The sequence below is a fragment of the Streptomyces sp. NPDC003635 genome (assembly GCF_053587635.1).
Window position 1 is genome coordinate 1 of sequence record NZ_JBSFOK010000055.1, and the last position, 24,989, is coordinate 24,989.

Genomic DNA, 24,989 nt, shown 5'->3' on the forward strand with positions numbered 1-24,989 from the left:
GCGCGGTCTGCTCCGCAGACACGACGCGCCGCCGCTACGCGGCGGTCCAACTGCCTTGCTCCGCAAGACAGTTGATGGGCCGTCACTCCGTGACGGCTGTTCAGATTGCTCCGCAATCTGAACGCAGGAATTCGCTCCGCGACTTCCTGAAAAGCGGCTGGCTACGGCCAGCCTGGGCCGTCCGGATTTCGTTTTCTGCTGGCTTGAATGCGTGTTCTAAACTGACTGAAAATCAGATTGCGTGGCGAATTGAAGCGAACTCCAGTATTGGTTTAGGGAATTGGATCAGCCTTCTACTAACCTCCTTAAAAGAGCACCTTATTGATTCGGCCATGGTATTACGCCCCATTCCCTCGGCCAATTAAAGGGCGTAGAATTGTGATGCTCGAACGGGGCGGCATCCCCTTCGAGTACCCGATCTCTCCAAGAGACGAAAGGAATTCGTAATGGCTGAACTGAAGCCGGTTCCGCTCGACGTTTTCGCCGAGGCCCGGGACGAAGCCCACTCGGTCATGGCCCGCTTACTGGCGCAGCTCGCTCCGGGTGAGCATGTGGTGCGGCTGGGGGTGGGCATGGACGGCCAGGAGCAGCCGTTGTCGGCGGTGTTGCCGGTGACGGTCGAGGGCGACGGTGGGTCCGATGATCTGGTGGGTGTGGAGTCGAAGTTCTTCGACAACTTCGCGTTCCTGCTGGCGTGTGGGCTGGCGCAGAAGCTGTGTTGGGGGGTGATGTACCTGCGTTCTTCGTCTCTCGCGCAGGGTGGTCCGGCGTTCACGGTCCGGGCGTGGGATCTGACGTGGGGTGTGCTGTGCGAGTGTGACGCGGCTCGTGCCGAGGAGTTGATCGGGGACCGTGAACCAGCGGAGTTCGCGGACGCGTTCGGGGTCCACTCCAGTGATGATGGAGATGAGGACGAGGCGATCTATCCGCCGGTGGCGTACACGGTCTTGTAGGGGTGGTGGGCGGGCCGGGATGTGTCTCGGCCCGCTTCCCGCCCCAGGTGGCCTGTCACGACGCGGAGCGTCGTAGTGAGGGAGGGGTTGCCCGCAGCGCGGGCGGCCCCTCCCTCTGTCTCTTTGCAGCGCGTAGCGCTGTCAACGCTGGCGTTTCCCGGGTGCGGAGCGCCCGGGGGCGCTTTCCGCCGCGTAGCGGCGGCGCGTCGAGTCTGCGGAGCAGACCGCGCGCAGGGCAAGGGAGTTCAGGGATGGGAGCGGGGTGGCTGCGCCCTTGTTTTCTCTGCTGGCGGGGAACCGTGTGTCCGGGGGGTCGGCATACCCGTTCCGGTAGTTCCCCGCCAGCTGGCCTCTCTCCAGAGACGCTCTCATCTTATGGCGTTTGCCTGGGCCGGGTGGCTGCGGTGGGGGTGTCTAGCTGCTGCGTTGGGCTTGTGCGAGCGCGGCGGTGGAGCCGGCGCGCCATAGGCAGATCGCGCCTGATCCCCGATTGCTGCCGTGCCGACCACGTCCCGCCCTCCCCCACTTCTCTTCTATTGGGGCAGGGAGGTGAGGCTGCAGAGGGGATGTCAGCAGGCGTACCGGGCTTGGTTGGTGGGGTGAGCTGGGGTGGCGTGGTGGCTGGCGTTGAGGTTGCGCAACGTTCAACGCAACGTCTAGTGCGGTGCTTTGGCGCAACGTCTGGGGCAACGTGTAGCGCAGCTGGGGTTCCACACCAACCCAATACACACTATTATTTGAAGTACTGAGAGAGCGGCCCCGGGAACCGCAAGGGACCACCGAAGGGGAACGACGTGGAACTCCAGATCACTGGCGGGATTGTGCGCGGGATGCGCGGCGCAGACGCTCCGATGACCGAGCTGGCGATTCGGGCCCGCACCATCGCGAACCTGCTGCCTCTGCTGTGTGCGCGGGCAGGCGTGACGATTGTGCACAACTCCGACCGGAACTACACCGGAATTCGGTTCGAGACCAAGGCTGCTGGTCCGGTCGTCCTGGAGATGCCGAGGGGCGATGAGCCTTACCGTCTGGTTCAGGAATTCATTGAGCCGGACGAGGCGGGGCGCATGGAGGTTGAGTTGCGGCGTTTTCCGCAGATCTACAAGCCTCACGGGATCGCGTGCATCGCGGCTGAATACCTCCGGTCGAACGGGTTCCTGAAGTAATCCCGCACGGGGGCTCCCCTGTTGGGGCGTTCCGATGAGCCCGGCATCACCGAGAGGAGAGGAAGGCCATGGAGAATACGCGGATTGCGGAGCAGGTTCGGGAAGGAGAGCCGATCACCGACGCGGAGAAGGAGCAGGCCCGTTACGCGCTGGCTGAGTTGGCGCGCAGCGAGCGGGACCCGGAGGTGCTGAGGGTTTCTCATGAACAGCTGGAGGTGGTCCGGCCGTTTTTCGAGTTGGGTTGGGCCTTGGGTGTGCGCAACGGTCACACCGGCCCGGCTGTGGCGGGTGTGCCGGTCGACCGGGCGACGGTTGAGGGTGCGTTCCTCGGGCTGTTGTCGGGGCGGGTGGCCAGTCAGCTTGTGATCGCGGTAGCGCGGATTCTTGACCCGCAGGACGCCGGTCCTGTCCTGTGGCAGAGGGTCAGGTATCACGGCAGCCTGAGGCGGTGTCACGGGGTGTACTGGGTGCAGGCGATCAGGGCTGAGGCCGGGCCGGTCGGTGGGGATCACAGGTTGCGGTACGACTTGTGCGAGGTGATTGGTGGCGTGCCGGTGCCCGTTGTCGTGAATGTGCGGCGAGGGAGTGTGACGGCGTTGCCGGAGTATCGGGCGTTGGTTTGAGTGTGCAGGTCAGGGGTGGGTTCACTCACCCCTGAAACACACTATTATTGAAGTTGTTCGGGGGGTGAGGGCCCCACCCCGCCCCCCGGACCCGCTGAAGCCCACAGCGAAAGGGGAACACGCATGAGTCAGCAGTTCGCCGAGCGCGCCACGCACGTAGCCCCCGCCGGCGCCCGTAACGCCGGCCTGTCCGACCTGGTCCGCATCCTGGAGGACGGGCAGCGCCGGAAGCTGGACGTCATCGCTCCCGCCTCCGCACTGCGGATGCGTGAGGGCAACGTGCAGGTCGAAGGTGTGGAATCCCTGATCACTGAAGACGGTGTGACGGACGTCGACGGCATCTACCGCCCCACCGCCGTCGCCGACGAGGGGATCTCCGACAAGCTCCGCATCCCGCTGGCCTACCTGCGCCGCATGCGCGCGGACAACGTCCCGCTGCTGGACGAGAACGTCAACGCGTGGCTGCGCGAGGAGCCGGGGCGCCGCTTCATGCTCCGCGCGTTCCGGGGCGGACACGGCCCCGGCATGCCCGGCGAGGGCGTGGCCCGGGCGCTGCTGTCGGACAGCTACAAGCTGATGGACAACCTCGACATGCTGCTGGCCGCCCTGGACGGGGTGCAGCAGTCCGGGCACCCCACCCGCATCACGGGGTGCGATCTGAGCGACCGGCGCATGTACGTGCGCGTGGAGTCCGAAGCAGTCGCGGTCCAGGCCCGCGCGCTGCTGCGCGGCTACCGCTCCCCGTTCGACGGCCGCAGCGGAGACGAACTGCCCCTGGTCTCGGCCGGTTTCATCATCACCAACAGCGAAGTCGGAGCCGGTGCCTACACCATCACCCCGCGGGCGGTCATCCAGGTCTGCCGCAACGGCCTGACCCAGACCCAGGACGTCATGCGCGCCGTGCACCTCGGGGGCAGGCAGGATCAAGGGGTGGTGTCCTGGTCCGGGCAGACCCAGCGCAAGACGCTGGAGCTGATCACTTCCAAGACCGCCGACGCCGTACGCACCTTCCTGTCCCGCGAGTACGTCCAGGCCAAGGTGTCGCACATGGAAGCCGCCGCGGGAAACCCGCTGGCCGAGCCGACGAAAACCATCGAGCACGTCACCAAGACCCTCAGCATCACAACCGAGACCAAGGACCGGATCCTTGCCCACTTCGTCCGGGGCGGTCAGATGACGGCCGGAGGGGTGATGCAGGCGGTGACGTCGACCGCGCAGACGCTGACCGACGCCGACCAGGCCGCCGCCCTGGAAGCACTCGCGCTGCCCGCTCTCACGGCCGCCGCCGGACACGGCTGACAGACCCCCGTGCGGGCCGGGCCCCCTCCCCCACCCCCTGCCCGGCCCGCACGGGCCCCGTCCCCTCGAGCGGAGCGCCCTCACGGGTCCCCGGGGCGCGGAGCGCTCGCCCCGGTGTCGAGCGCAGGGCGCGCCCGCCCCGCCCCTTGCCGTGGAGCGGCAGCGGGTCGTGCTGGCGGAGCAGGGCCGCGCACAACGGAACACCTCGCCCGCACAGCGTCGGGCCCGCGGCCGGCGGCCGATGACCTGCCCACCCCGCCCACCGCCCACCGCCCCACCGGAAGGCCTTCTCGTGCCCATCCTGAAGTTGAAGATCAAAGGAATCGTCGACGAGTTCACCGAGTGCGGCTGCTGCGGCCGCCACGGACTCAAGCGCACCGTCGCGCTCATGCCGCTGGACGCCGAGGGAAACCAGGACGGCACCGCCGAAGACGTCGCGTACTACGGCACGCCCTGCGCCGCGACGACGCTGGGCTGGACCCAGGCCAAGGTGGCTCGCACCGCGCGTGCCGCCCAGGCCGAGCGCGACCAGCGCGACAGCTACGCCCGCAGGATGATCAGCATCTACGCCCCCGTGGAGTTCGCCCCCGTCCGCGACAAGGCCCACGTCTACTGCGGACGCAACCACCACCAGCGCCACGCCGGCGTGAAGGCCGGCGAGGAAGCGGCGCAGCTGCTCGCCAAGGCACGCGCGCGACGCTGGCCGACACGACGACCGGACCGGCCCGTCCGTCACGGATCGAGGACTTCCGCCGCTACCTCGTGATCCTCACGCACGACGGGAGCATCCACCTCGTACGGCACGTACCGCAGGAGGAGGCCCAGCGCCGGGAGCCGGCCGCCGCCGCCCAGCACCGTGCCCGGCACATCCGGGGCAGCGTCCTGGTCGTGGCCGCCCTGGACGAACAGGCCGCGCGCGAAGTCGCCTACGCCGACGATCTCACGCGCGCCTGGAGTGAGAAAGCCTGGGAGGCTGCCCATGCCTGACAACCGGCTTCCCCGGCCCGACGACGCCGCCATCCAGGCCGCCATGGACCGGGCCAGGAGCGCACTCGCCGCCCTCCTGCGGGCTGTGGGCGAGGGCAGCCACCAACTCAGCATCGCCGTGGACCGCGTGGACGACACCATCGTCATGGCTGACTTCCATGTCTCCCTCGGGGCCCCAGGGTCGCGCGACAGGGAAGAGGTCTTCCTGAGGTTCATGGCGCTGCTGACGTTCGCGCTGGAAGGCAGCACCGCCCGTGACGCCGTGCTGGTCGCCCTCACCGCCGACACGCGCGCCCCGCGCGCCTGCGGCTGGACCGTAAGAACCGGACGGCTGCACCCCATCGACCCGGCCGAACTCAAGGGCGCGCTGCAGCCCTGCGCCCCCACCCCGCATGTCTGAGCGACAGCTGCAACGCCCCGACGACGACGCCACGGCATCCGCCATGGGCCGCGTCCTGCACGCCCTCACCGCACTGCTGCCCGCCCTCGGCGAAGGACAACACCAACTCAGCATCAAGGCCGAACGCACGGACGGCGCCGAAATGGACGCCGACCTATACGTGTCCTTTCAAACCGGGATCCTGGCGCGTCGCTCACTGCGCCGAGGAGTACCTGCAGCTCTTCGTCCTCCTGACCTACGCCCTGGAAAGCAGCACCATCCAGGACGCCGTCCTGATCGCCACCACCACCGCCGGCACAGACGTACATGCCTGCGGAGGGGACGCACCGCAACGGCTGGCTCCACCCCATGAACACCACCGAACTCCACGCAGCCGCCACGTTCCAGCCCGCCCACAGCACCACGCCCTACACGATCTGCCACGCTCCCGAACTGCCACACCCCCTTCGGTGAGCACGGGGCCAGCCGGCACCCCCAGCCCGTCCCCCCGAGCCCTGACAAGCCCGCAAGTCCATGACCAGCCCGGGCTTGACCAACGACACACCCACCAGCCCCGCGACGGCACGCCGGCCTGCTCGAACCGGGCAGAGCGATGCACGGGCAGCCTCCACGTCACCGCCACCACCGCCCTTCACCAGCCCGCCGCCGTTACGCCCCTGCCCCGGCCCGGTGAACACCTTCTCGACCACCGCCCCGACGAGGACCTCCCACAACGCACCAACGCCCGCACCGGCTACCACAGCAGCCTGGCCCTCCGCCACGCCCCCGCCGCCCGCCCCCGGGCCGCGGTATCTCCGCCATCATCGGCCGCCGACTGTCGGACGTCACAGAAGACGGCCGCGGTGCTCACCGCCGTCCTACGCGCATGCGCCGAGCACGTCGTGCAGCGCCCCAACCTGCCCGCAATCCTGAAGGCCGGCGCGCGACACCCCCGGCCTGCTCCGCTTCGCCCCGGCCTGCCTCCTACCACCAGGCCGAAGCCGTCCGCGTGGAGCACCAAGCCCGTGCAGCACTCCCCGCACGCCCCCCGAAGCCGCCAGGCGGACCGCCTCACAGTGGCACACCTCCAAGAGTGCCGACCCGAACGATCCCAGAGAAACCTTGGTCAGAGCATCTCGGCTCATCGCCCTTCGTGCAGGCCCAGAGCGTCAAAGCCGAGAGTCCGTCCTGCTCAGGGCTGAGCAGACTGCGGCAACCAGCTCATCCGGGGACCCGCCCCCACTCGCTCCGGACTCCAGCTCGCCCATCATGGCCCTCGCAATGCCTCCGGCCGCCATAATGGAGTCATGCCCTCCAGCCCACAGCAGCCCGCACCCGCGCCGAGCGACGTCTCGGGCGCGGACGCCGAGGACCTCGCGCTGTACCGGGAGAAGTTCCGGCGGCGTCTGCCGAAGTCGCTGGACGAGCTGCAGGGGCCGACCCAGGGCGTCGTGGATCTGCCGCTGCACATGGCCTGGTCCGGGATGACCTCCTACGACCTGGGCAAGCCGCGCCAGCGTATGGGCCTGTACCGCACCGTCCTGCACGAGGGTCTGCACGACGACCTGCCCCGCTACCTCAACCAGGACCTGCTCCTGCAGCTGTGGCCGGTCCTGCGCACCCTCGTCGGCCGCACCGTGCGCACCGTCTGGGAAGAAGCCTTCCCCCAACTCGCCTCCCGCACCCGGGCAGCCGCGTGACGGACATGCCGGAGCTGCACAGGCGGCTCCTGGCGGACGTGATCGCCCTCGGCTCCCCCTACCCCCTGGTCCTCACCGGTGGGTACGCCGTGCGGGCGCACCGCCTCGTGAACCGCCCCAGCCAGGATCTCGACGTCGCCACCGAGAACCCGGCACCGATGGCCGACATCGCGGCCACGCTCCGCGCCGGCCTTCAAGCCCGCGGCTGGACGGTGCATGCGCTGGAGACCGCCCCGCTGTCCGCCCGCTTCTCCGTGACCGACCCGGCCACCGGGCAGGAATGCGAAGTGGACATCCTCAAGGAGATCTTCTGGCGGCCTGTCGCCCAGAGCCCCTACGGGCCCGTCCTGGCAGAGGAGGACGTGATCGGGACCAAGGTCCGGGCCCTCGCCGACCGTGGAGCACCCCGCGACCTGATCGACGTGTTCGCCGCCTCCCGCCGCTGGACCAACACCGAGCTAGAAGAGTTCGGCCGCCGCCACGCCCGCGGCCGCTTCGAGCGCGAGGACCTGCAATCAAACCTCACCGGCGCCGAATGGACCGACGACGACGCCCTCGCCGCCTACGGACTCGATGACGCCACCATCACCGCTCTGCGCACCTGGGCCGTGGAGTGGGCCGACGACCTCGCGGCCCAGCTCCTCGAAGAGACCGATGACCCGGACATCGAATGATCACGTCCGGATGAGATCACATCTGCCCCACTGACGGCATACCGGCCGCAGCAGACCGCACGACACCAGGGCGGGAGGGGGCGGGGGACATGATCCCAGCGTAGCGACCAGCACCGCTCAAGACCCCAGCACATCCAACAGATGGTCGTCGAGGTCGGCCACCCAATCCTCACGCCGCCACGGCCGCAACTCCCGTCGAGCCTGTCTCAATCGCAGCGCAGGCACCCGGCCGCCTGTACTGGAGGCTGCCGCCACGCACTCATGCAGCAGATCGGCTGCCGCCCGCGGCTCACCGAGCCTGATCCGCGCCAACGCCTGATCCGTCGTAACAATCGCCCGCTGCACCTGCTCCCGGGGGGCCGCCAGCGAGGCCGCCGATCGCTCGAAACGATCGTGAGCCTGAGCAGCGTCGCCGACGTACAGCTCACACACACCCTCGAAGCCCCGCAGGTGCCCCGGGGAGAAGCTGGTCGGCGCCGGATCGCCACTGTGGTCGCCTTCCATGTCGTACCACGCCAGACCAAGGGCCGCCTGCACCTGCCGCTCCTGCCCGGCCCGGGCCGCCAGCTCCGCCTGCAGCGCGTGCGCGCGAGCCCGGACCAAAGCACTCTCCCCGCTCCGCGCCGCACGCACTGCCTGATCCACCAGACGTCGCGCTCCGTCGAGTCCCGGCGCCGAGTACAAGGTGACGAGGGCGTGGCTCATATGGACGCCAGCCTGCCGCCACGGCTGCGTCAACTGGCCAGCCTCGCCAGTGGCGTCGGCGTACAGCGTCCCCGATGCGGTGTCGTCCCTCGTCTCGAACGCCAGCCGCCCGGCAAGGGTGAGCCCGGAGACGGCGATGCCCCTCAGCCGCGGGAGGAGCGGCACGGGAACGGGTCCGGCAAGGAGGCGCCGGGAAGCCTCAACGGCGGGCGCGAGGAGAAGTTGGAGGCGCACCATCGGCAGCGAGCCCACCTGTGCGTTGACGTCCGCGACGACGGACGCCAGCCCGGCCAGCGTCTCCTCATCGGTCTGGGTCGGATCGGCCAGCGCCGTGGCGAGGCTGGCATGAACGCCCGGGGCGAGCAGGGCGAGCATGCCTCCGCCAGTGTCCGTGGCCACGCGCAGGACTTGGCTGCGCAGTTCGGCGGTCCGGTGCTCGCTCTCGCCGCGGAGGCCGAGTGCGTCGAGGAAGTGGGCGAAGTCGCTGCCTGCTCCGAGGGCCATGTCTCCGGCTGGGGTGCGGGCGTAGAGGTGGGCGAGGAGGAGCTGGTGGCGTTCGTCCGGCGTGGTGGGCCGTGTGGCCTCCCACCGGGCGACGGACCGCTGGACGCTGGCCACCGCGGGGAGCGGCGGCTGGTGCAGTTCGTCGGCGAGCGCGACGAGCGCGTGGGCGGTGTCGGCCAGGGATAAGCCGCGCCGCTTGCGCAGCGCCTTGAGTGCGGCCGCCCCCGCGGCCCTGTCCTCCATACGGGTATGGTGCAGCAGCCGACGGCTACACGGGCACGATCAGGTGTGGTTTCCCCTGATCGCGTGTGTAGTTAAGCGTCTGCCAGGTTCCCGACCGGTGTTGTCCGGCGAGGGGGAAGCCGATGGTCATCGCGCTGCGGTCGACCATCCACCGGTTGCGGGCGTGGTAGGCGGCCGAATTCAGTTCGTCCGCGCCGAGTCCCACGATCTCCTTGATGCGCTCCCGGACGCGGGCGATGGCCTGCCGGGCCTCGGCTGGCTGCTGGTCGACGGTGCCGGGCACGACGACGGTGATCTCGGCGTCGGTGTTCCCGGCCAGCCACAGCAGGCTCAGTGAGTCGATGCCCTTTGCGCCGCCGATGTAGAAGTGCGCGCCGGGGGCGAACGGGCCGAGGTAGGCGGCGAAGGCGTCCGCGTACTGGCTGAGGCTGTGGTGGCCGGTGCTCCGCGTGCCCGTGATCGTCACGGTCCGAGTCAAGATCCACTCCGCGTCATAGGTTGTCATATCCCCTGCTCTGCCAGCCGTTGGGATCATCTGCGTGTGGACACCAACGATCTGCACAACCTGGCTGGCCACCTGGACCAGCGCGGACTCCAGGTGGTCGTGAACGATGCCGAGATGCGGATGCACGTCACGAATCCGCTCAACGGTCGCCTCACCGAAGAGATTGTCGCCGTCGCCGACCGGTACGTCACCGGATTCGACTACGAGGCCGGAGTGCGGGGCGCAGAACAGGAATGCGCCGACCGCATCGCGCGGATCCTCGCCGTCGGTCCCGCCGACGCCCCGAGGGCAACCTCGGCATGAGCGGCGGCAGAGTGCAGCGCGCGGCGGCCGCCGTCACAGGCAAGGCAGGAAGCGCCTACCGCAACCTCATGGATCACTGCGTGGACTGCCCGGCCTGCAAGCCTCAGGTTGACCTGCTGGGCCGCACGGTCGGCACGCCCGAAGTGTGCCCCGTTGCCGCAGGGTTACGGCAGGCATGGAGCAACGCGTGCAGGGAGGCACGGTGAGCTCCCGTATCGAGTGGCAGGACGCAGGCAGCGGCTTCGGCCACATGCAGCCGCTGTTATAGCAGCTCAGATGGCCTTCTGTCGGACAGGTTCCGGCGCCGGAGCGGGGCCCTGATCGGCTTGCCAGGACCCCGCGCGGCGTTGGCCCAAACAGGCCGACTCGCTAGTCTTCGATCACGGTGCCACGTCGCTGCTGACCATCGAGAACAGCCCTAACCGATGCAGTGCCGGACGCGACGATCACAGCCACTGCCGATGCCTGCTCCGCCGACACCGCGTTCAGTAACACCAGTGCACACAGCAGAGCGGAAGTCATCGCAACACCGCCAGCGAGCAGGAACCGACGACGCCTCAAGGGCGGTGCTAAGCCTGGCTGGAGTGGGCGGCCTTCGTTGTCCGCCTTAGCATGGTCCATGAAGACGGCTCCTTTCACGGGAGATCGGACTCATCACCTCCGGCGGCCTCCTGTGACAGCAGGGGGCCGCCGCCTTTTCAGGCAGCGGCCCGCGGACGCCGGTTCACCCTCATGGTCTAGTGGAACCCCACCTCAGGCAAACCCACGCGCCTCGGCTTACGCCGAATGGCGGGCGCCTATGCTCGGCTGACGTCAAACCACAAGTGCCTGCTCACTGCGCCTCGTTGGCCTGAGCAAGAAGGTCACCTTGAAGTCCAGCCTGCTGAACTGGGCAGACGGAACACAAAGGATGCAACCGGCCGGGAGATCAAAGCCGAGACCCTCCACGACTGGTCGACCCGATCAAATGCGACTCAGCCATTTGCCCTCTTTCGCTCCAATTGAGGAGTGAAGTGAAGAGTCACGGTCAGGGATTCCGTTTTCGTGACTCGTGGCTGGTGGTGCCCGAACAGCCTTCTAGTTCAGAGAAGGCATGTGAGTCATGTGCGCCGCAGTGCCGTGCCTTACCGATATTTACGGGTTGTTCAGGCAGGTACGGCATGTACGCGACGTGGGAGCTGATCTCGGTGTTGTCCGTCATCCTCGAGCCTGAACCGTTTGCGTCCCCGGGACGTCCTTACGGGCACCCGACACCGTGGAGCCGCCGCACCATGAGCACACCCCACCCGGTAGCGCCGTTCTGGCCGCACTGTGCACACGGTGCAGACCCGGCCACCGATCCTGTTGGGTGCCGCGGCATCCACGTCCCCGGCCACACCGCGTGCCTCGCCCACCTGGCTGACGCCGATCGCGACGCCTACCTGGCTGGCTTGACTCCCGGCTCCACCATTGACCACCGGGGCACCACGTTCACCGATGCCCTCCTCATTGCCTTACTCAACCCTCTTTGTGACCCCTCAACCGGTTACGCCCGTTTAGGCACCGCCGTGTTCGAGTCGGCGACCTTTGAGGGCGATGGGTTCGTGCCGGCGGACTTACAGGGGGTCGTCTGGCACAGGTCGGCGAACCGCAAGGGCACCGCCAAGTTCTTCTTGGCGACCTTCGAGGGCAGCGCCATGTTCGTGTCGACGCCCTTCGAGGGCGGCGCCGGGTTCGATTCGGTGACCTTCGAGGGCGACGCCCGGTTCGATTCGGCGACCTTCAAAGGCGACGCCCGGTTCGATTCGGCGACCTTCAAAGGCGACGCCCGGTTCGATTCGGCGACCTTCGAGAGCGACGCCCGGTTCGAGTCCGCGACTTTCGCGGCCGCTGTCCAGTTCGGGCCATTGACGTGTGCTGGGCGGGTTGGGCTGTCCGGTGCGGTGTTCGGCGGCCCGGTCACCCTCTTGTTCGCTGCGCGCCGTCTGGAGTGCCGGCGCACTCGCTGGTCATCGACAGCAGAGATCAGTCTGCGCTATGCCACGGTGGACTTCGCTCATGCGGTGTTCGAGTACCCCATCACGGTCGCCGCCGAGTCGGAGCCTTTCGTGCTCCCCCACGGCGGACAGCTCGCCGAAGACTTTTTCTCGAACGCGCCTGACGCGGGGGTGCGGGTGGCGTCACTGCGTGGGGTGGACGCAGCCCATCTGGTCCTGGCGGACCTCGACCTGTCGGGATGCCTGTTCACCGGCACGGTCCACCTGGATCAACTCCGTCTGGAAGGGGCCTGCACTTTCGACATGGCTCCAGCCGCTCTGCACTGGCTGCGTTGGCCGCCCGTGCGGTTCACCGAGCGCCGCGTCCTGGCCGAGGAACACCACTGGCGCGCCAGCCAGCCGGGAGCGGTGCATGGCTGGAACGTCGCGGTCCTCGGCACCGGGCGGGCGGGGCCGTTGCAGCTGGCGCCGGTATACCGGGCGTTGCGCAAGGCCTTCGAGGACGGCAAGCACGAGCCGGGGGCTGCGGACTTCTACTACGGGGAGATGGAGATGCGCCGCCAAGCCGACGACATCCCCCGCAGTGAACGGGGGCTTCTGACCGCCTATTGGGCGCTGTCCGGCTACGGCCTGCGGGCTTCTCGGGCCCTGATCTGGCTCGGGACGGCCATGGTCCTCACCATCGTCGTGCTGATGGCTTTCGGCCTCGCCCAGGACATTCCGAAGCAGACGGCGACCGGCACCGTCCCGGCCGGCGGGGGCAAGGTCACCTTCGAGATCGACAAGGACGATCTGCAGAACCCCACCGGCAGCCGGTTCACCAGCGAGCGCTTCGAGAAAGCCCTGAACGTCACGCTGAACTCGGTGGTGTTCCGCTCCTCCGGGCAGGACCTGACCACCGCCGGCACCTACATCGAGATGACGTCCCGGCTGACCGAACCCGTCCTCCTCGGCCTAGCCGTCCTCGCCATCCGCAACCGCGTCAAACGCTGACAGCCCTGCCCCATCAAGGAGGCCCTGTGAACGGTTCGACCGGCCGTTCAGTGCCTTACTTGTCTGAATCGTTGATCATGCCTTTGATCTGCACAGAAGCCCTGCGCCCCCTAGATAACGTTCGGGAACGGTGTGCGCGGGGGTTCAGTCGGACAAGGATGAATACGGGCGAACACCAAGACCGGGGGCGGGGTAGGTGCACGACGAGCAGACGGAGCAGAACGCGGCACTCACCCAGCTGCGCGAGAGACTCGGCAACGGGTTGGCCCGCTCCGGGCTGTCGAAAACGCTTCTCGCCCGCAGCGTGGATCTGGACCATACGACCGTGCAAGAGGCTTTCCGAGCCGGAGGCCCCGTCCCATCGGCTGCGACCGTGGCGGCTCTAGCCCGAAGACTGGGCCTGGACGAGGACGAGTTACTGGACCTGCAACGCACCGCGGCAGGAGAAGCCGGGCCGGACACACCAAATGATCACGCCTTCGGTAAACCGATCGCGCAGTGGGATCCCCGTTTCCTGGGAGTCCATCCCGCCGGGCCGGCACTGGAGAACGGACTGCCCGGCTACGTCTCACGGGCCCACGACGCAGCGCTCGCCCGGGTGGTCGCAGAGGTGGCGCAGGGCCGCAGCCGGATGGTCGTGCTGGTCGGCACGTCCTCAACGGGGAAGACGCGGGCCTGCTGGGAGGCCATCCAGCCGCTGGCCAGGCAAGGGTGGCGGCTGTGGTACCCGCCCACACGCGCTGAGGGCACGGTGCAGGACGTCTCGCACGTTCATCCGCGTACGGTGCTGTGGCTGAATGAGTCCCAGAACCACTTCGGGGACTCCCAGGCGGGCGAAGAGTTCGCGACCGCCGTGCACAGCCTGCTCACCCATCCCGGACGTGGCCCCGTCCTCGTCCTGGGCACCCTCTGGCCCTCGTACGCCAACCAGTACCTCTCCCTGCCGGAAAACGGCGCCCCAGACCCGCACAACCGGGTGCGGGAACTGATTGCCGGACGCACGGTCACCATCCCAGACGCCTTCGACGAGTCCGCACTGCGGGCAGCACAGGCTCTGGCCGATGACGGCGACCGGCTGCTGGCCGACGCACTCACCCGGTGCCTCGCCACCGGGAGGGTGGCCCAAGAACTCGCCGGCGCCCCACAGCTCCTGACCCGCTATGAGCACAGCACCCCAGCCGCCAAGGCGCTCCTCGAGGCAGCGATGGACGCTCGCCGTCTCGGAGTGGGTCAGCACCTGCCGCACGACTTCCTCGCCGACGCCGCCATCGACTACCTCAGCCAACCGGACTTCGACAACCTCACCGAAAACTGGGCGGAAGCAGCCTTCACCGACTTGGCGCGCCGCGGCCACGGCGGACAGACACCCCTGCACCGTACCCGCCCCCGTCCCAACCACCGCCCGGCAACCAGACCACCCTCGGCGACCCCGCCCATGAAGCCTGCTGCGGGGCCGGTGTATCGCCTCGCTGACTACCTGGAGCAGTACGGGCACACCACCCGCCGGCTCCTCTGCCCCCCGGCCTCCTTCTGGCACGCCGCCCACAGCCACCTCAGTTACCCCGACGACCTCAACAACCTTTCTGAAGCAGCCCGCGACCGGTATCGCCTCCAGTGGGCTCACCACCTCTGCCACCGCGCCGCCGACGCCGGCAGCACCAACGCCCTCGCCCGGCTGGTCGAGTCACGGGAGGAGGCGAGAGACCGGGAAGCAGCCGAAGCCTTCGCCTGGGAGTGCGCCAATGCCAGCAGCACCGACGGGCTGTACCGCCTTGCTGCCATGCGAAGAAAGGCCGGTGACCTGGAGAGCGCCGAACGGCTGTACCGCGCCGCCGCCCGCGGCGACCCCTTCGCCCTGGGGCCCGTGGTGGCGATGCGGGAAGAAGCCGGGGACCGGGACGGCGCCGAAGCCGTGGCCCGCCAGTTCGCCGACGAGGGTGTCCCCTACCACCTGTACATGCTGGCCCGAATGCGGCAAGCCACCAACTGGGAGAGCGCCAAACGGCTGTACCGCGCGGCCGCCGATGCCGGATACACCAGGGCCGAGGACGAACTGCGGGAGGCAGAAGCACGGGTCCCGAAGCCCGCCGACACCATCAACGCCATGCTCACGGGGAGAACGAGGACAGGGAAAGCCTTGAACGGCTGTACCGCACCGTGGAGGACTCCGGCAACAGACACGCCTTGTACCGACTGGCCCAAGTGCGGGCGGCGGCCGGCGACCGGGAGGACGCCGAACGGCTTTACCGGGCCGCCGGCATTGTCCTCGCCCTGGTCCCCTTGGCCCGGCTGCGGGAGACGGCTGGGGACCGGAAGGAGGCCGAGCGTCTGTACCGCGCCGCCGTCAACGCCGGAAACGTCAACGCCCTGACCGACCTGGCTCGGATACGGGAGGAAGCCGGGGACCAGGAGGAAGCCGAAGCCCTCGCCCGACAGGCCGCAGCCACTGACTACGGATACACCCTCTACGGGTTGGGGCGCATGCGAGAGAAGGCCGAAGACCAGGAGGGCGCCGCACGGCTCTTCCACGCCGCCGCTGAGGCCGACAACACCGACGCCCTCGCCGGCCTGGCCCGGATACGAAGAGAGTCTGGAGACCGGGAAGGAGCTGAAGCCTGCTTCGACGCCCTGTCCCATCTCTTCCGGATGCAAGAGGAGAACAGAAATTTTTTCAGCGACCAGACTCCCATCAGGCTGGCTGACAGGCTGGAACAGATCGGGGATCAGGAAGGCGCCGAACGCCTCTACCGCGCTGCCGCCGAAGACGGCGACGCCAATGCTCTGTTCCACTTGGCGAGGATGCGGGAGCAGGCCGGGGACCCAGAGGAAGCCGAAGCCCTCGCACGACAGCCAGCGGACGCCGGCGACCCCGACACCCTGTGTCACCTGGCACGGATGCGAGTAGAGGCCAGGGATCGCGATGGTGCTCAGCGGCTGTACCGTACTGTCGCCGACTCCGGCAGCATCAACACCATGACCAGGTCGGCAAAACAAGAAACCACCCTCAGCCCAATTGACGAATGGTGGCCCCACGGGCTGGATCCGGACGGCACACCCACACCTCCCTGGCAGTAACCGAGGAACCGTCGGCCGATTGCAGCTCGCACTCCAGCACACGCTGAAGAAATTCCCCACAAGGAACCCGAAAGGACCCACTACAGCGGCCGGGTGCCGCGCGAGGAGTGCACCCCCCGTAACTGAACTCCGCCAGTGCCAGGCCAAGGTCCATTGTGGGTGCCTCAGAGCGAAGCCAGTCCCGCACCCGCGGCGGCCATAATCCCCCTTGGCCCTTGGCCCTTGGCGCCAGCACCCCTCCCCTGCAGTCGGGGAGGAAGGAGACGACCCGCAGCCGCACACCTCCCCTCACCGGCCCCTCCGCGACCGACATCCGCCGCTGGTGCGCCGCCACCCACGCCCACCACCAGGCGCACGACCTCATCATCCAGTCCATCAACGCCGAGTCGATGTACCGGCAGTGGCGCGACCAGGTACGCGCCGGACTCCGGCACCTCCAGGCAGGCCGCGTCCAGGCCTACCGGGCGACGGAACGCCACCGCCTCTACTCCGCCGGCCTCGTCCCCGGCCTGCTCCAGACCGAGGGCTACGCACAGGCGGTGCTCGCCATCGCCGCGAACGTCCACGGCCTGCCCGCCGAGGAAAGCACCGACGCCGCCCGCGCCAGGGTCGAACGCTCCCGCATCATCCACGAGATGGGCCACCGCTTCGTCGTGGTCGTCGAAGAGCCCGTCCTGTACTGCCAGATCGCCGATCCCGAACCGATGGCCGCGCAGCTCGGCTACCTCCTCACCGCCGGCGCACTCCCGGCGGTATCCCTCGGAATCATCCCGATGACCGAGAGGCGAACCCACTGGCCCGAGGAAACCTTCCACATCCACGACGAACGGCTCGTCTCCATCGAACTGGTATCCGCAGAAGTGAACGTGACCCAGCCCAGCGAAATCACCCAGTACCTCGACACCTTCGAACGGCTGCGGAACATGGCCGTGTACGGGGCAGACGCCCGCACCCTCATCCTCCGGGCCATCGAAGCCCTGCACTGACACAGGCCACCACCACACGCCCCCCCGTACGCGGCCTCCCCTGGAGAAAGCCACGCGGGGCAGTGGGCGGGTCATTGCGCGGGGGTCACCGAAATCGACGTTCCAGGCGGGGTCGGGTCCGGGTACCAGAGGGTGAACGCATCGTCCGGCAGGTGTCTGCCGGAGGCCACGATGTGTGCGTGCCTCGCGATGCTCAAGGCCTCATCGGCGGCGTGCTCGAGACCGCATCCGGCGGCCGTCGACACTCGGGCCACGGGCAGTTCCGCCAGCACATCGGAAGTCAGCGACGATGCGATCGAAGTCCTGGCGTGCCTGCGTGATCAGCCGGCCAGGAAGTAGTCGAAGCCGTTGTCGCAGCATCCACCGCTGATCCCGTTGGCAGCGGCGCACCAAGGGGTCGTGCAGGAGTTCGCCATCAGGTCCCACGGCACCTGCTGAGCAGCGACGATCTCCTCCGCCGGATGCGTGGCTGCCCGGCGCGCGACGTATTCGCGGTTGCGGGGGTGGACGCTTAAGTTACGGGCTGCGCAGGCGTGGGCGCGACGCCACTACGTGGGGAGCGCACGCTCGCCCCGCATGACGTCCGGGAATGGGACGGCCATCAAGGAGTTTCGGTCAGGGTCGCCGAGGACTTCGCAAAGGGCGCCCAGGAAGCCCACAAGGGCAAGTCGGCCGGGTCGCTCTGCCCCCGTTCAGCAAGCTCCCCCATGCCGCTCTCCTGGCGGCCGACCAAGGTGTTCCGCCGCCCTGACACCTCCTCACCCGCCGCCCGGCTGCCCCGACACCCCCCTCAGGGGCACAGCCATCGACGCGCAACAGGACAGGCCCGGTGGTGTTGTCGTGGGCAGAGCAGAGGTCGAGGCCGGGCCGGGTGCGAGCGGCTGAGAGGCCTGGAGGTCCTCGTCGGCTGGTTGGATCACGTCATCTGCCCGCCGCAGCCCGGGATGTGACACTGCGCTCCGCTGAGGGGGGTCAGACACGCATGACCGCCGCCGACGCGAGGGCGCCTGCCGCCCACGCGAGCAGCAGGCTTTGCTCCTTGGTGAGGCCGTTCTGGGTGGCCCACCGCTTGGCGAGGGCGCGGACGATCACGCCAGTGGCCGCTGCTGCCTGATTTTTGGACATGAGCCGGGTCCTTTCGAGAGAAGCAAGAAGACGCCCGTGTGGCGTCGTGCACTCACACAAGCAGGCCAAGACCGCAGGTGGCCATGTGCGAAGAGGCGTTTGCACGTTAGGGCGGCCCCGGCCGGGAGTACTCGGGTCGTTGGGGCGGCCGCTGCCCCTTTACGCTGCCTGGCATGACGGATGACACCCGTGTCCTGCGAGGCGATGACCTCCTTCGCGCCGCGAAGAAGGCCGGCTTCCGCACGATGACCGACAGGCGACTGGAGGACTTCCGCCGCGACGGCCTCATGCCGCGCCCTGTGCGCGTCGCCAACGACGGGCGCCGACCGGTGTGGATCTACCCGACCGGCAGCGACCGGCAGCTCGTGAGACTCCTGTGCTGGCGCCAGCACACCAAGAGGGCCGACGTGCTGCGCGTCGTGCTGTGGCTCGAGGGCTTCCCCCTGGCCCTGGACGCTGTCCGCACGTCGGCAAGCGCCGTCCTTGACGGCCTGCTCCACGAACTGGACCAAGCCCTGCACGCCGAGGCATCCCGCCAGGGCCTGGACCCGGTGGCCGAACAGGACACAGCCCTTTACGGCGTCGCGACGACCCTCGCCGCCCAGCGCGGCACAAACGCTGTCCCCCGCCCGATCCGCGTCCCAGCCGGCGAGCGGGCCACAGCGATCGCGCATCTGCTGCAGATCTTCGCCCTCGGCAAGCAGCCAGACGTGACAGAAGAGCAAGCGCGGACGATCGAGAAGGTCCTCGGCGTTTCCCCCGGCAGACGACAGCGCGTAGAAGATGCCGGCCCCTGGCTGACCGGCCCGGCCAGCGCCCTGGTCGGCGCCGCTGACATCGTCTCCCTGCCGAGAATGGCTGAAGCGCTCGCCGAAGCAACCGATGCCCAATGGCAGGAAGCCCGCTCTCCCGCCGCAGCCCTCTTCCTCCAACTCCCCCTCGCCACCCGGGCCCTTGCCGCGATGACCGGCAAGGAAAACGTCGCAGGCATGGGCGGACTTCCCGCTGGGGACAGCGAGCCATTGACGGGCGTCCTGCTGATCGCCTTCGTGCTGGCAGCACGCCGTGCCGACTGGGCCGGCAACGTGCAATCGCTGACCGACGCACTGACACCATGGCCTGCCCTGATCAGCGACATGCAGCAGGTCCTCGACATGCCCCAGCACCAACTCGCACACAACCTCGCCGGCCACGGGCCCGAGACCCGGGACCGCACACAAAGGATCATCAACGCCCTCCAGGACGGCCAGCTGGATTCAGGCCCCCACCCGCCCCCTGACGGACGATGAGCAACAGGGCGCGTCGTTCACACAGAACCCGTCGCAGTCGCGGGGCTGCCCCCTCACCACAACTCCTGCCATAATTTGTTTTACGGGTCGGGTGGGCCGGCCCGCCGCCGCACAGGACGGGAACCCCCTTCCGCCATGACCTCGCGCCGTGAGCCCCGCCTGGCCGACGCTGCCGAGATCGCCGCCGAACACGGTCTGACGTCCGCACGGATCAGCCAGTTCTCCACCGCGCGCACGAAGAACACGGCCGGCCAAGCCTTCCCCGAGCCCGTCGGCAAACGCGGCCGCGCCCGCCTGTGGGACCACACGGAAGTCACCGCATGGTTCGCCCACCGGGCACCGGCACGGCTCACCGAACACACACCGCCCGAGCTCGACCCGGAGACCCTGCTGAACGCCGCGGACGCCTCCCGCTACCTCGGCTACAAGAACACCAACCAGGTCAGCACCTTCGTACGTGACCACCCCGGCTACTTCCCCGAACCCGACGCCGTCGAGGAGATGGGCACGACCAGCAACCCCTACCGCCGGCAACTGTGGAAGGCGGCAACCCTGAAGGAGTGGATGGCCACCCGGCCCGGCCGCGGACGACGCACCGGCACCAGGCCCGCACCGCCGCTGCCCGACGTCCCCGCCGACGGCGACCCGGACGAACTCCTGGGCGCCAGCCAAGCAGCCGCCCTACTCGGCTACAAAAGCGTCGGCTCCTTCTCCAGCAGCCTCGCCCAAGGCAACCTCCCCCTGCTCAAAGAAACAGACGGGGTCGCCGAGAACGCCGGACGCCAGAACGGACGCCGCCGCTGGACCCGCCGACGCATCCTCGAACAAGCCGCCCAGCGAACCAAGAAGTAACCACGCGGCGGTGCACCGACCACCGCGCGCCACCCCCTACAACGCGGAAGCCGGCTCTCGGGGTTGGCCCCCTTGTGCGGGCCGAGCACCGCACCACGGCCGGCGCGGCCCGCCACCACACCCGCAGCAACCGACGCTCCTACGGACCGGCCATCACCCGCCTTCCCACCACCCCGACCAGGACCCCGACCACGAGGAGCTCTTGGGTTGGAGCGCCGGTCGGGGGCGCGTGGCCGGGGCCGCGGGCCCTCGACCAACACCCCCACCACAAAACCGTTCCCGGGTCGTGACCGTGGTCGGGGCCTCATGGTCGTCCGCCTGGTCGAGGGTGGAGGGTTATCTACCCGCCATGACCCCTCCCCCTCCAGGTTTCCCGGACACCGAACAGGCCCCCAGCCCCACCGAACCCCTGCGCCTGCAGGTCCTGACCGCGCTCGCCCTGCACCGCATGGGCACCACCGGCCAACTGCGCCGGATGCTGCGTCCGGACGGGTCGCGTCAGCTGGTCTCCCGGGTGCTGAACACGCTGCGGACGACGGGCTTCACCGACCGCACCCCGCTGCCCCGGTCGCGTACGCACGCCTGGTACCTCACCCCCGAAGGAGCACGCCAGACCCGCGACCTCCCCACCCTGCGCGGACGGCCCCCCTACCCCATCACCACCACGACCGCGGCATCCCTGAAAACCGCACACACCCTCACCGCCGTCCGCGCACACCTGACCTTCGCAGCAGACGCCCGCCGGCACGGGCACGAACACGGACCCTACGACTGGACCCCCGAAGTCGCCCACCCCATCGGCGAAGGCGAACGCCTCATCGCCGACGCCCTCATGCACTACACCCTCACCGACGGCGAACACCGCACAAAACTCCGCGCGTTCGTGGAAATCGACCGCACCACCATGAGCAGCGAACGCCTCGCCGTGAAACTGATCGACTACGCACGCCTGCACACCTACGAAGCCCAGCCCCCCAGCCGCCGCAGGCCCACACCCACCGGCCCCGCATGGCTGCGCTGGTACCCCCTCTTCCCCCGCATCCTCTTCCTCCTCACCGGCGCCCCGCGCACCCGGCTTCAGAGCCGCATCAGCGACCTGCAAGCCATGACCGCCCAACACCCCCTCGTCACAGCACTCGCCCGCACCGTCCCCCTCGCAGCCGCCACCCTCGAAGACATCGAACACCACGGACCCTCCGCGCCGGTGTGGACACCGCTCTCGGGGGGTGGGACCCGCGCATGGACCGAGCTGTAACCACAGCGACCACGCATGCGCGGCCCGAGGGATCCGGGGCATGCCCGATGCATGCGGCCTTACGGCTCACAACGCACGTCCTCGACGCTCACGGTGGACGCGCGGGGCAGAGCCGCGAAGCGCTTTGCGGCGCGGCCGCCGTGAGGAAGGCATCGCGGATCTCCGTGAGGCAGGCACCGCCTTTGCGCGGCCCCGGCGCAAGGCGGCCGCCCACCGGCCGGCCCACCCGAAAAGATCACGTGCCGCCGATGCACCACGAAGGCCTGCTGCCGCAGTATTCGAGCAGGATGCACAGGGTGCCCGGACAGGCCTGCTCACGTCTCACTCCTGCCGGCGCAAGGTAGAGGGTGGGCTCCTCTACGGGTCTCGGGGGCCGCCTGGGCAGCGGCGGCTGGACGCTGCCGTGTTCTCAGGCGTGCGGCTCGGTGGTGATGGTGCCGTTACGGACACTCATGACGAAGGCGATCCATGCGGCCTGGGGGAAAATCAGCGCAGGGCGCCGCGTGTCCTTGGAGTCGCGTATGCCGATCTTGGTTGTGCGGGTGGCGGCTTCGATGCAGTTGTTGCCGGTGCCGTCGCTGTATGAGGACTTGTGCCAGGCTTCTTCCGGCGCGAACGCCGTGGAGGGCTGCTGGGTTTGGTGAGTGTTCAATGGCCCTTACTTTCCGGTGAGTGCTTCCAGGAACTGGATGGTCTCTTCAAGGCCGAGTGCGGCCCCGACCATCGCGTTGAACCGGCGTGTGAACCGGTCGACTTCACGGGGCTTGTCCGAGGTGGACACGGCTCCCCAGGCATTGTCGGTCTGGACCCGGGACGGCAGCTCCCCGAGGTCGAGAATGGTGAAGTCGTTGGTGGCCCGGTAGCCGCGTTTGAAGGGCAGTACCTGGACTGAGATGTGGTCCTTGCGGGCGAGGTTGATGATTTCGCGGTACTGGTCGCGCATGACGTTGTCGTCGCCGACGGGGATGCGTAGCGCCGCCTCGCCCAGGATGACCCGGAGACGGACGTCTTCTCCTTCGAGGACTCTGCGTTTGCGCTCCATCCGCAGATCCACGTTGCGTCGCGCGAACTCGCTGGTGGTGTCCTCTACGGGGCGCTGCACCTCGAAGAGAGCCTGTGCGTAGGCTTCGGTCTGCAGGAGGCCGTACACGACGGTCGGGTGGTAGGCCAGGATCTGTGTTGCCTCGGCTTCCAGGCCGACGAAGTGTGGCATCCCGGTCGGCATGAACGCCCGGTAGTGGGTGAGCCAGTCGTCGTTGGGTGCCTCCCGGTTCAGCTCGATGAGTTGCTCGATCAGTTCGTCGTCCTCGACGGCGTAGCGTTTCAACAGCGTGCGCAGGTCGGCGACGTTGCGCCGGAAATTGAGCTCGCCGTTTTCGACGCGTGCCAGTGATGCCTCGGACAGCGCCTTCAGTCCACGCACCGCGGCTTTACGGGTCATGCCTCGCGCCCTGCCCTCCTCGATGGGAGGGCAGTTTTCGCGCAGCTGTCTGAGTTGGATGCCGAGCTCCAAGCGCCGCCCAGTTGCGCCTCGCTTCGCCGCCATCTGTGCACCATCCCCATGCGTGTCCGCTGGTTGAGTACGCCTGTGCGCAGAGTCTGGCATCCGCTGAGCACTCATCGCATCACCTTGTGCAGGTTGGCGCATAGTCCATTTACGACCCTGCTGAATTTTCAGCGGCGATCCAGTTGCTTCCCATTGCGGTCTGCCGCCACGGTAGTTGAGCCGACGCAAGCGGGGACAGGCAGGCACACAAGCTCCGCCTCCGCTGCCACCAACACCCACACCCCCCATGCCCTGGACGCCCGGAGGTCTCGCCATGGAACCCGCGCATCTGACGCCAAGGGACGGCGTCCACTCTGCCCTTGAACTCACTATCAGGCGCGACCTCCACCCCAACGCCGAAGGCATCTCCACGGCCGATGCTGCCTGGCCCCGGCGCCTGCGCCGCATCATGCGCGCAAGCCTGCAGCACTGGGGCCTGCACAATCTGACCGAACCTGCGGAACTGCTGCTGACGGAACTCGCGACGAACGCCCTGCGCCACGGCAAGGGACGCGAGGTCAAAGTCCGTGTCCTTCTGCGCGGCGCCCGATGCGTGATCGAGGTCGCCGACGGCTCCCCCACCCGCCCCGAACCACGCCACGCTGCGCTCGACGACGAGGGCGGCCGCGGCCTCCTCCTCGTCGAAAGCCTGGCCGCCGAGTGGGGCGTCAGCCAAGACGGGACCACCACCTGGTGCACCCTCCCCCTGACCAAAGGAGACAACCCCATGCCATCCGCCGCGGCGACCGCCCCGGTCCTGCGCGAGATCCCCATCGATCTCCCCCCTGACCTCAACGCCCCCGGCTTAGCCCGCATCCAGGCCCGCAGTCTGCTCACTGTGCTGGACTGGCCTGGAGATCAGCACTTCGCCGCCGACGTCCTGCACGTCCTCGTCGACAACGCCGTACAGCACACCCCCACCGGCACGGAGACCAGGCCGACCTTCGGCGCGCGTCTTCACGTCACCGAGGCTCACGAACTTCTCGTCGATGTCACCGACGCCGTGCCTCAGTTCCCGGACTTCGACCAGGCCATCGGTGGTGAAGGCAACCGGAGCCTGACAGAGATCACCAGCAAGGGCGTGGAACTCTCATGGTTCCTGGTCGGCAACGACTACCGCGCCAAGACCGTGCGGGCCGTTCTGCGTCCCGGGCCGGTGCCCCTGTGATGGCCGCGGCACAAGCGCTGCCGACCCCCGCGCAGGTCATGCAGAACCTGATCGAGAACGCGGGCGAGCCATGCCAGCCGGCCTCCGACATGGCTGACCTCGCCGAGCTGATCCGCACCCTGATGGCGGTCCAGGCGCGCCGTGACAGCCGTGTACCGCTCGGCGGGAACCTCTTCGACGTCGTCATCACCAGCTCCGGCCTCCAAGCACGCGGAGCCGTCGCCCTCATGGACGCGATCCAAGACGGATGCGGGCCCGTGATCGAGGACCCCGACAACAGCTGGTTCTACTGGCTCGTCCCACCCGGCTCCAGTTCCCACTGGGAGGCGCACTCCCACGCCGTGTGCCTGGGCGCGCCCCACACGATCACACTGCCCTCCCTGAACAGGCACGTACCCCCGGGGCCGTACTGGTTCCGCCCCTGTGCGAGCGACCGGCTGGTGCCCCTCGGGCCGCTGCGTGAGACGCTCGCGCAGCTGCGGCCCGAGCCGGCACCGCACGCCGCGCTCACGAACTGGCTCGATAGCACCCCCTGAACACCGTGTTCGCGTGCGCTACCCGTTGGGCGCCCGTGAACACGGTCAAGACCCTGCGGCCAAAGCGGTTCCCGCCTCAACCGCAGGGTCTCTTCGCGGACTCCTGTCCGGTGGTCCGGTTGATCCCCCAGGTCCCGGCCCACTGGA

25 protein-coding genes are annotated in these 24,989 nt (G+C 68.5%); 20 read left to right on the forward strand and 5 right to left on the reverse strand.

Annotated features, from left to right (window positions below):
- The 10 genes from ACWDRW_RS34655 to ACWDRW_RS34700 all read left to right on the forward strand — a co-directional run.
- On the forward strand, positions 1 to 365 hold a 365-nt coding region (locus tag ACWDRW_RS34655; RefSeq protein ID WP_451730670.1), incomplete at its 5' end, for a hypothetical protein.
- Positions 366 to 446: 81 nt separating this feature from the next.
- Complete coding sequence (locus ACWDRW_RS34660) at positions 447 to 953, forward strand: hypothetical protein (RefSeq protein WP_451730672.1); 507 nt, start codon at positions 447 to 449, stop codon at positions 951 to 953.
- Positions 954 to 1,747: 794 nt separating this feature from the next.
- Positions 1,748 to 2,119, forward strand: a complete 372-nt coding sequence (locus tag ACWDRW_RS34665) for a hypothetical protein (RefSeq protein WP_451730675.1) — start codon at positions 1,748 to 1,750, stop codon at positions 2,117 to 2,119.
- Between the two features lie 68 nt (positions 2,120 to 2,187).
- Positions 2,188 to 2,742 (forward strand): hypothetical protein, encoded by a 555-nt coding sequence (locus ACWDRW_RS34670; RefSeq protein ID WP_451730678.1) that lies wholly within the window; start codon positions 2,188 to 2,190, stop codon positions 2,740 to 2,742.
- Positions 2,743 to 2,865: 123 nt separating this feature from the next.
- Positions 2,866 to 4,041: a DUF932 domain-containing protein gene (locus ACWDRW_RS34675; RefSeq protein ID WP_451730681.1), complete on the forward strand. Its 1,176-nt coding sequence runs from the start codon at positions 2,866 to 2,868 to the stop codon at positions 4,039 to 4,041.
- 292 nt (positions 4,042 to 4,333) lie between these two features.
- The gene (locus tag ACWDRW_RS34680; RefSeq protein WP_451730684.1) at positions 4,334 to 4,807 is read left to right on the forward strand and encodes a hypothetical protein; all 474 of its coding nucleotides are present in this window, start codon (positions 4,334 to 4,336) and stop codon (positions 4,805 to 4,807) included.
- Positions 4,804 to 5,028, forward strand: coding sequence for a hypothetical protein (locus tag ACWDRW_RS34685; protein WP_451730687.1), 225 nt, complete (start codon positions 4,804 to 4,806; stop codon positions 5,026 to 5,028). The genes ACWDRW_RS34680 and ACWDRW_RS34685 overlap by 4 nt, the downstream gene beginning before the upstream one ends.
- Positions 5,021 to 5,428 carry a hypothetical protein gene (locus ACWDRW_RS34690; RefSeq protein ID WP_451730690.1) on the forward strand — a complete coding sequence of 136 codons (408 nt, stop codon included), beginning with the start codon at positions 5,021 to 5,023 and terminating at the stop codon, positions 5,426 to 5,428. The genes ACWDRW_RS34685 and ACWDRW_RS34690 overlap by 8 nt, the downstream gene beginning before the upstream one ends.
- 1,286 nt (positions 5,429 to 6,714) lie before the next feature.
- Positions 6,715 to 7,107 carry a hypothetical protein gene (locus tag ACWDRW_RS34695; RefSeq protein ID WP_451730693.1) on the forward strand — a complete coding sequence of 131 codons (393 nt, stop codon included), beginning with the start codon at positions 6,715 to 6,717 and terminating at the stop codon, positions 7,105 to 7,107.
- A gap of 5 nt (positions 7,108 to 7,112) precedes the next feature.
- Positions 7,113 to 7,781 carry a nucleotidyl transferase AbiEii/AbiGii toxin family protein gene (locus ACWDRW_RS34700; RefSeq protein ID WP_451730696.1) on the forward strand — a complete coding sequence of 223 codons (669 nt, stop codon included), beginning with the start codon at positions 7,113 to 7,115 and terminating at the stop codon, positions 7,779 to 7,781.
- A gap of 117 nt (positions 7,782 to 7,898) precedes the next feature.
- Here the strand turns inward: ACWDRW_RS34700 and ACWDRW_RS34705 are convergent, their stop codons facing one another.
- Together ACWDRW_RS34705 and ACWDRW_RS34710 are read right to left on the reverse strand one after the other, a co-directional pair.
- On the reverse strand, positions 7,899 to 9,233 hold the full coding sequence (locus ACWDRW_RS34705; protein ID WP_451730699.1) for a hypothetical protein: 1,335 nt from the start codon (positions 9,231 to 9,233) through the stop codon (positions 7,899 to 7,901).
- 25 nt (positions 9,234 to 9,258) lie between these two features.
- Positions 9,259 to 9,738, reverse strand: a complete 480-nt coding sequence (locus ACWDRW_RS34710; RefSeq protein ID WP_451730702.1) for a hypothetical protein — start codon at positions 9,736 to 9,738, stop codon at positions 9,259 to 9,261.
- Positions 9,739 to 9,774: 36 nt separating this feature from the next.
- Here ACWDRW_RS34710 and ACWDRW_RS34715 point away from each other — a divergent pair, with 36 nt between their 5' ends.
- The 5 genes from ACWDRW_RS34715 (at position 9,775) to ACWDRW_RS34735 (ending at position 17,071) form a co-directional block, all read left to right on the forward strand.
- Entirely contained in the window at positions 9,775 to 10,041 is a 267-nt protein-coding gene (locus ACWDRW_RS34715; RefSeq protein ID WP_451730705.1) for a hypothetical protein, read from the forward strand.
- Between the two features lie 1,271 nt (positions 10,042 to 11,312).
- Positions 11,313 to 13,010, forward strand: coding sequence for a pentapeptide repeat-containing protein (locus ACWDRW_RS34720; protein WP_451730707.1), 1,698 nt, complete (start codon positions 11,313 to 11,315; stop codon positions 13,008 to 13,010).
- 196 nt (positions 13,011 to 13,206) lie between these two features.
- Entirely contained in the window at positions 13,207 to 15,381 is a 2,175-nt protein-coding gene (locus ACWDRW_RS34725) for a hypothetical protein (RefSeq protein ID WP_451730710.1), read from the forward strand.
- Positions 15,291 to 16,085 carry a hypothetical protein gene (locus ACWDRW_RS34730; protein WP_451730712.1) on the forward strand — a complete coding sequence of 265 codons (795 nt, stop codon included), beginning with the start codon at positions 15,291 to 15,293 and terminating at the stop codon, positions 16,083 to 16,085. The genes ACWDRW_RS34725 and ACWDRW_RS34730 overlap by 91 nt, the downstream gene beginning before the upstream one ends.
- A gap of 242 nt (positions 16,086 to 16,327) precedes the next feature.
- Entirely contained in the window at positions 16,328 to 17,071 is a 744-nt protein-coding gene (locus ACWDRW_RS34735; protein WP_451730774.1) for a DUF5753 domain-containing protein, read from the forward strand.
- 972 nt (positions 17,072 to 18,043) lie between these two features.
- On the opposite strand, the gene ACWDRW_RS34740 is transcribed toward ACWDRW_RS34735, so the two are convergent.
- On the reverse strand, positions 18,044 to 18,196 hold the full coding sequence (locus ACWDRW_RS34740) for a hypothetical protein (RefSeq protein ID WP_451730715.1): 153 nt from the start codon (positions 18,194 to 18,196) through the stop codon (positions 18,044 to 18,046).
- A gap of 173 nt (positions 18,197 to 18,369) precedes the next feature.
- On the opposite strand from ACWDRW_RS34740, the gene ACWDRW_RS34745 reads away from it, so the two are divergent.
- The 3 genes from ACWDRW_RS34745 to ACWDRW_RS34755 all read left to right on the forward strand — a co-directional run bounded on the left by ACWDRW_RS34745 (position 18,370) and on the right by ACWDRW_RS34755 (position 21,592).
- Positions 18,370 to 19,485 carry a hypothetical protein gene (locus tag ACWDRW_RS34745; RefSeq protein WP_451730718.1) on the forward strand — a complete coding sequence of 372 codons (1,116 nt, stop codon included), beginning with the start codon at positions 18,370 to 18,372 and terminating at the stop codon, positions 19,483 to 19,485.
- Between the two features lie 135 nt (positions 19,486 to 19,620).
- Positions 19,621 to 20,337 carry a hypothetical protein gene (locus ACWDRW_RS34750; protein ID WP_451730721.1) on the forward strand — a complete coding sequence of 239 codons (717 nt, stop codon included), beginning with the start codon at positions 19,621 to 19,623 and terminating at the stop codon, positions 20,335 to 20,337.
- 349 nt (positions 20,338 to 20,686) lie between these two features.
- Positions 20,687 to 21,592: a replication-relaxation family protein gene (locus ACWDRW_RS34755; protein ID WP_451730724.1), complete on the forward strand. Its 906-nt coding sequence runs from the start codon at positions 20,687 to 20,689 to the stop codon at positions 21,590 to 21,592.
- A 409-nt stretch (positions 21,593 to 22,001) separates the two neighbouring features.
- Here the strand turns inward: ACWDRW_RS34755 and ACWDRW_RS34760 are convergent, their stop codons facing one another.
- Positions 22,002 to 22,244 (reverse strand): DUF397 domain-containing protein, encoded by a 243-nt coding sequence (locus ACWDRW_RS34760; protein ID WP_451730727.1) that lies wholly within the window; start codon positions 22,242 to 22,244, stop codon positions 22,002 to 22,004.
- A gap of 6 nt (positions 22,245 to 22,250) precedes the next feature.
- Positions 22,251 to 23,198, reverse strand: coding sequence for a helix-turn-helix domain-containing protein (locus ACWDRW_RS34765; RefSeq protein WP_451730777.1), 948 nt, complete (start codon positions 23,196 to 23,198; stop codon positions 22,251 to 22,253).
- A 214-nt stretch (positions 23,199 to 23,412) separates the two neighbouring features.
- On the opposite strand from ACWDRW_RS34765, the gene ACWDRW_RS34770 reads away from it, so the two are divergent.
- Together ACWDRW_RS34770 and ACWDRW_RS34775 are read left to right on the forward strand one after the other, a co-directional pair.
- Positions 23,413 to 24,306 carry an ATP-binding protein gene (locus ACWDRW_RS34770; RefSeq protein WP_451730730.1) on the forward strand — a complete coding sequence of 298 codons (894 nt, stop codon included), beginning with the start codon at positions 23,413 to 23,415 and terminating at the stop codon, positions 24,304 to 24,306.
- Positions 24,306 to 24,842, forward strand: coding sequence for a hypothetical protein (locus tag ACWDRW_RS34775; RefSeq protein ID WP_451730733.1), 537 nt, complete (start codon positions 24,306 to 24,308; stop codon positions 24,840 to 24,842). The genes ACWDRW_RS34770 and ACWDRW_RS34775 overlap by 1 nt, the downstream gene beginning before the upstream one ends.
- Positions 24,843 to 24,989 lie beyond the last annotated feature (147 nt).

Excerpts from the sequence above, each read along its gene's own strand:
- ACWDRW_RS34660 (WP_451730672.1), top strand. The coding sequence starts at position 447 with ATGGCTGAACTGAAGCCGGTTCCGCTCGACGTTTTCGCCGAGGCCCGG.
- ACWDRW_RS34670 (WP_451730678.1), top strand. The coding sequence starts at position 2,188 with ATGGAGAATACGCGGATTGCGGAGCAGGTTCGGGAAGGAGAGCCGATC.
- ACWDRW_RS34675 (WP_451730681.1), top strand. The coding sequence starts at position 2,866 with ATGAGTCAGCAGTTCGCCGAGCGCGCCACGCACGTAGCCCCCGCCGGC.
- ACWDRW_RS34690 (WP_451730690.1), top strand. The coding sequence starts at position 5,021 with ATGCCTGACAACCGGCTTCCCCGGCCCGACGACGCCGCCATCCAGGCC.
- ACWDRW_RS34695 (WP_451730693.1), top strand. The coding sequence starts at position 6,715 with ATGCCCTCCAGCCCACAGCAGCCCGCACCCGCGCCGAGCGACGTCTCG.
- ACWDRW_RS34700 (WP_451730696.1), top strand. The coding sequence starts at position 7,113 with ATGCCGGAGCTGCACAGGCGGCTCCTGGCGGACGTGATCGCCCTCGGC.
- ACWDRW_RS34705 (WP_451730699.1), bottom strand. The coding sequence starts at position 9,233 with ATGGAGGACAGGGCCGCGGGGGCGGCCGCACTCAAGGCGCTGCGCAAG.
- ACWDRW_RS34710 (WP_451730702.1), bottom strand. The coding sequence starts at position 9,738 with ATGACAACCTATGACGCGGAGTGGATCTTGACTCGGACCGTGACGATC.
- ACWDRW_RS34720 (WP_451730707.1), top strand. The coding sequence starts at position 11,313 with ATGAGCACACCCCACCCGGTAGCGCCGTTCTGGCCGCACTGTGCACAC.
- ACWDRW_RS34740 (WP_451730715.1), bottom strand. The coding sequence starts at position 18,196 with ATGTCCAAAAATCAGGCAGCAGCGGCCACTGGCGTGATCGTCCGCGCC.
- ACWDRW_RS34745 (WP_451730718.1), top strand. The coding sequence starts at position 18,370 with ATGACGGATGACACCCGTGTCCTGCGAGGCGATGACCTCCTTCGCGCC.
- ACWDRW_RS34750 (WP_451730721.1), top strand. The coding sequence starts at position 19,621 with ATGACCTCGCGCCGTGAGCCCCGCCTGGCCGACGCTGCCGAGATCGCC.
- ACWDRW_RS34755 (WP_451730724.1), top strand. The coding sequence starts at position 20,687 with ATGACCCCTCCCCCTCCAGGTTTCCCGGACACCGAACAGGCCCCCAGC.
- ACWDRW_RS34765 (WP_451730777.1), bottom strand. The coding sequence starts at position 23,198 with ATGCCAGACTCTGCGCACAGGCGTACTCAACCAGCGGACACGCATGGG.
- ACWDRW_RS34770 (WP_451730730.1), top strand. The coding sequence starts at position 23,413 with ATGGAACCCGCGCATCTGACGCCAAGGGACGGCGTCCACTCTGCCCTT.
- ACWDRW_RS34775 (WP_451730733.1), top strand. The coding sequence starts at position 24,306 with ATGGCCGCGGCACAAGCGCTGCCGACCCCCGCGCAGGTCATGCAGAAC.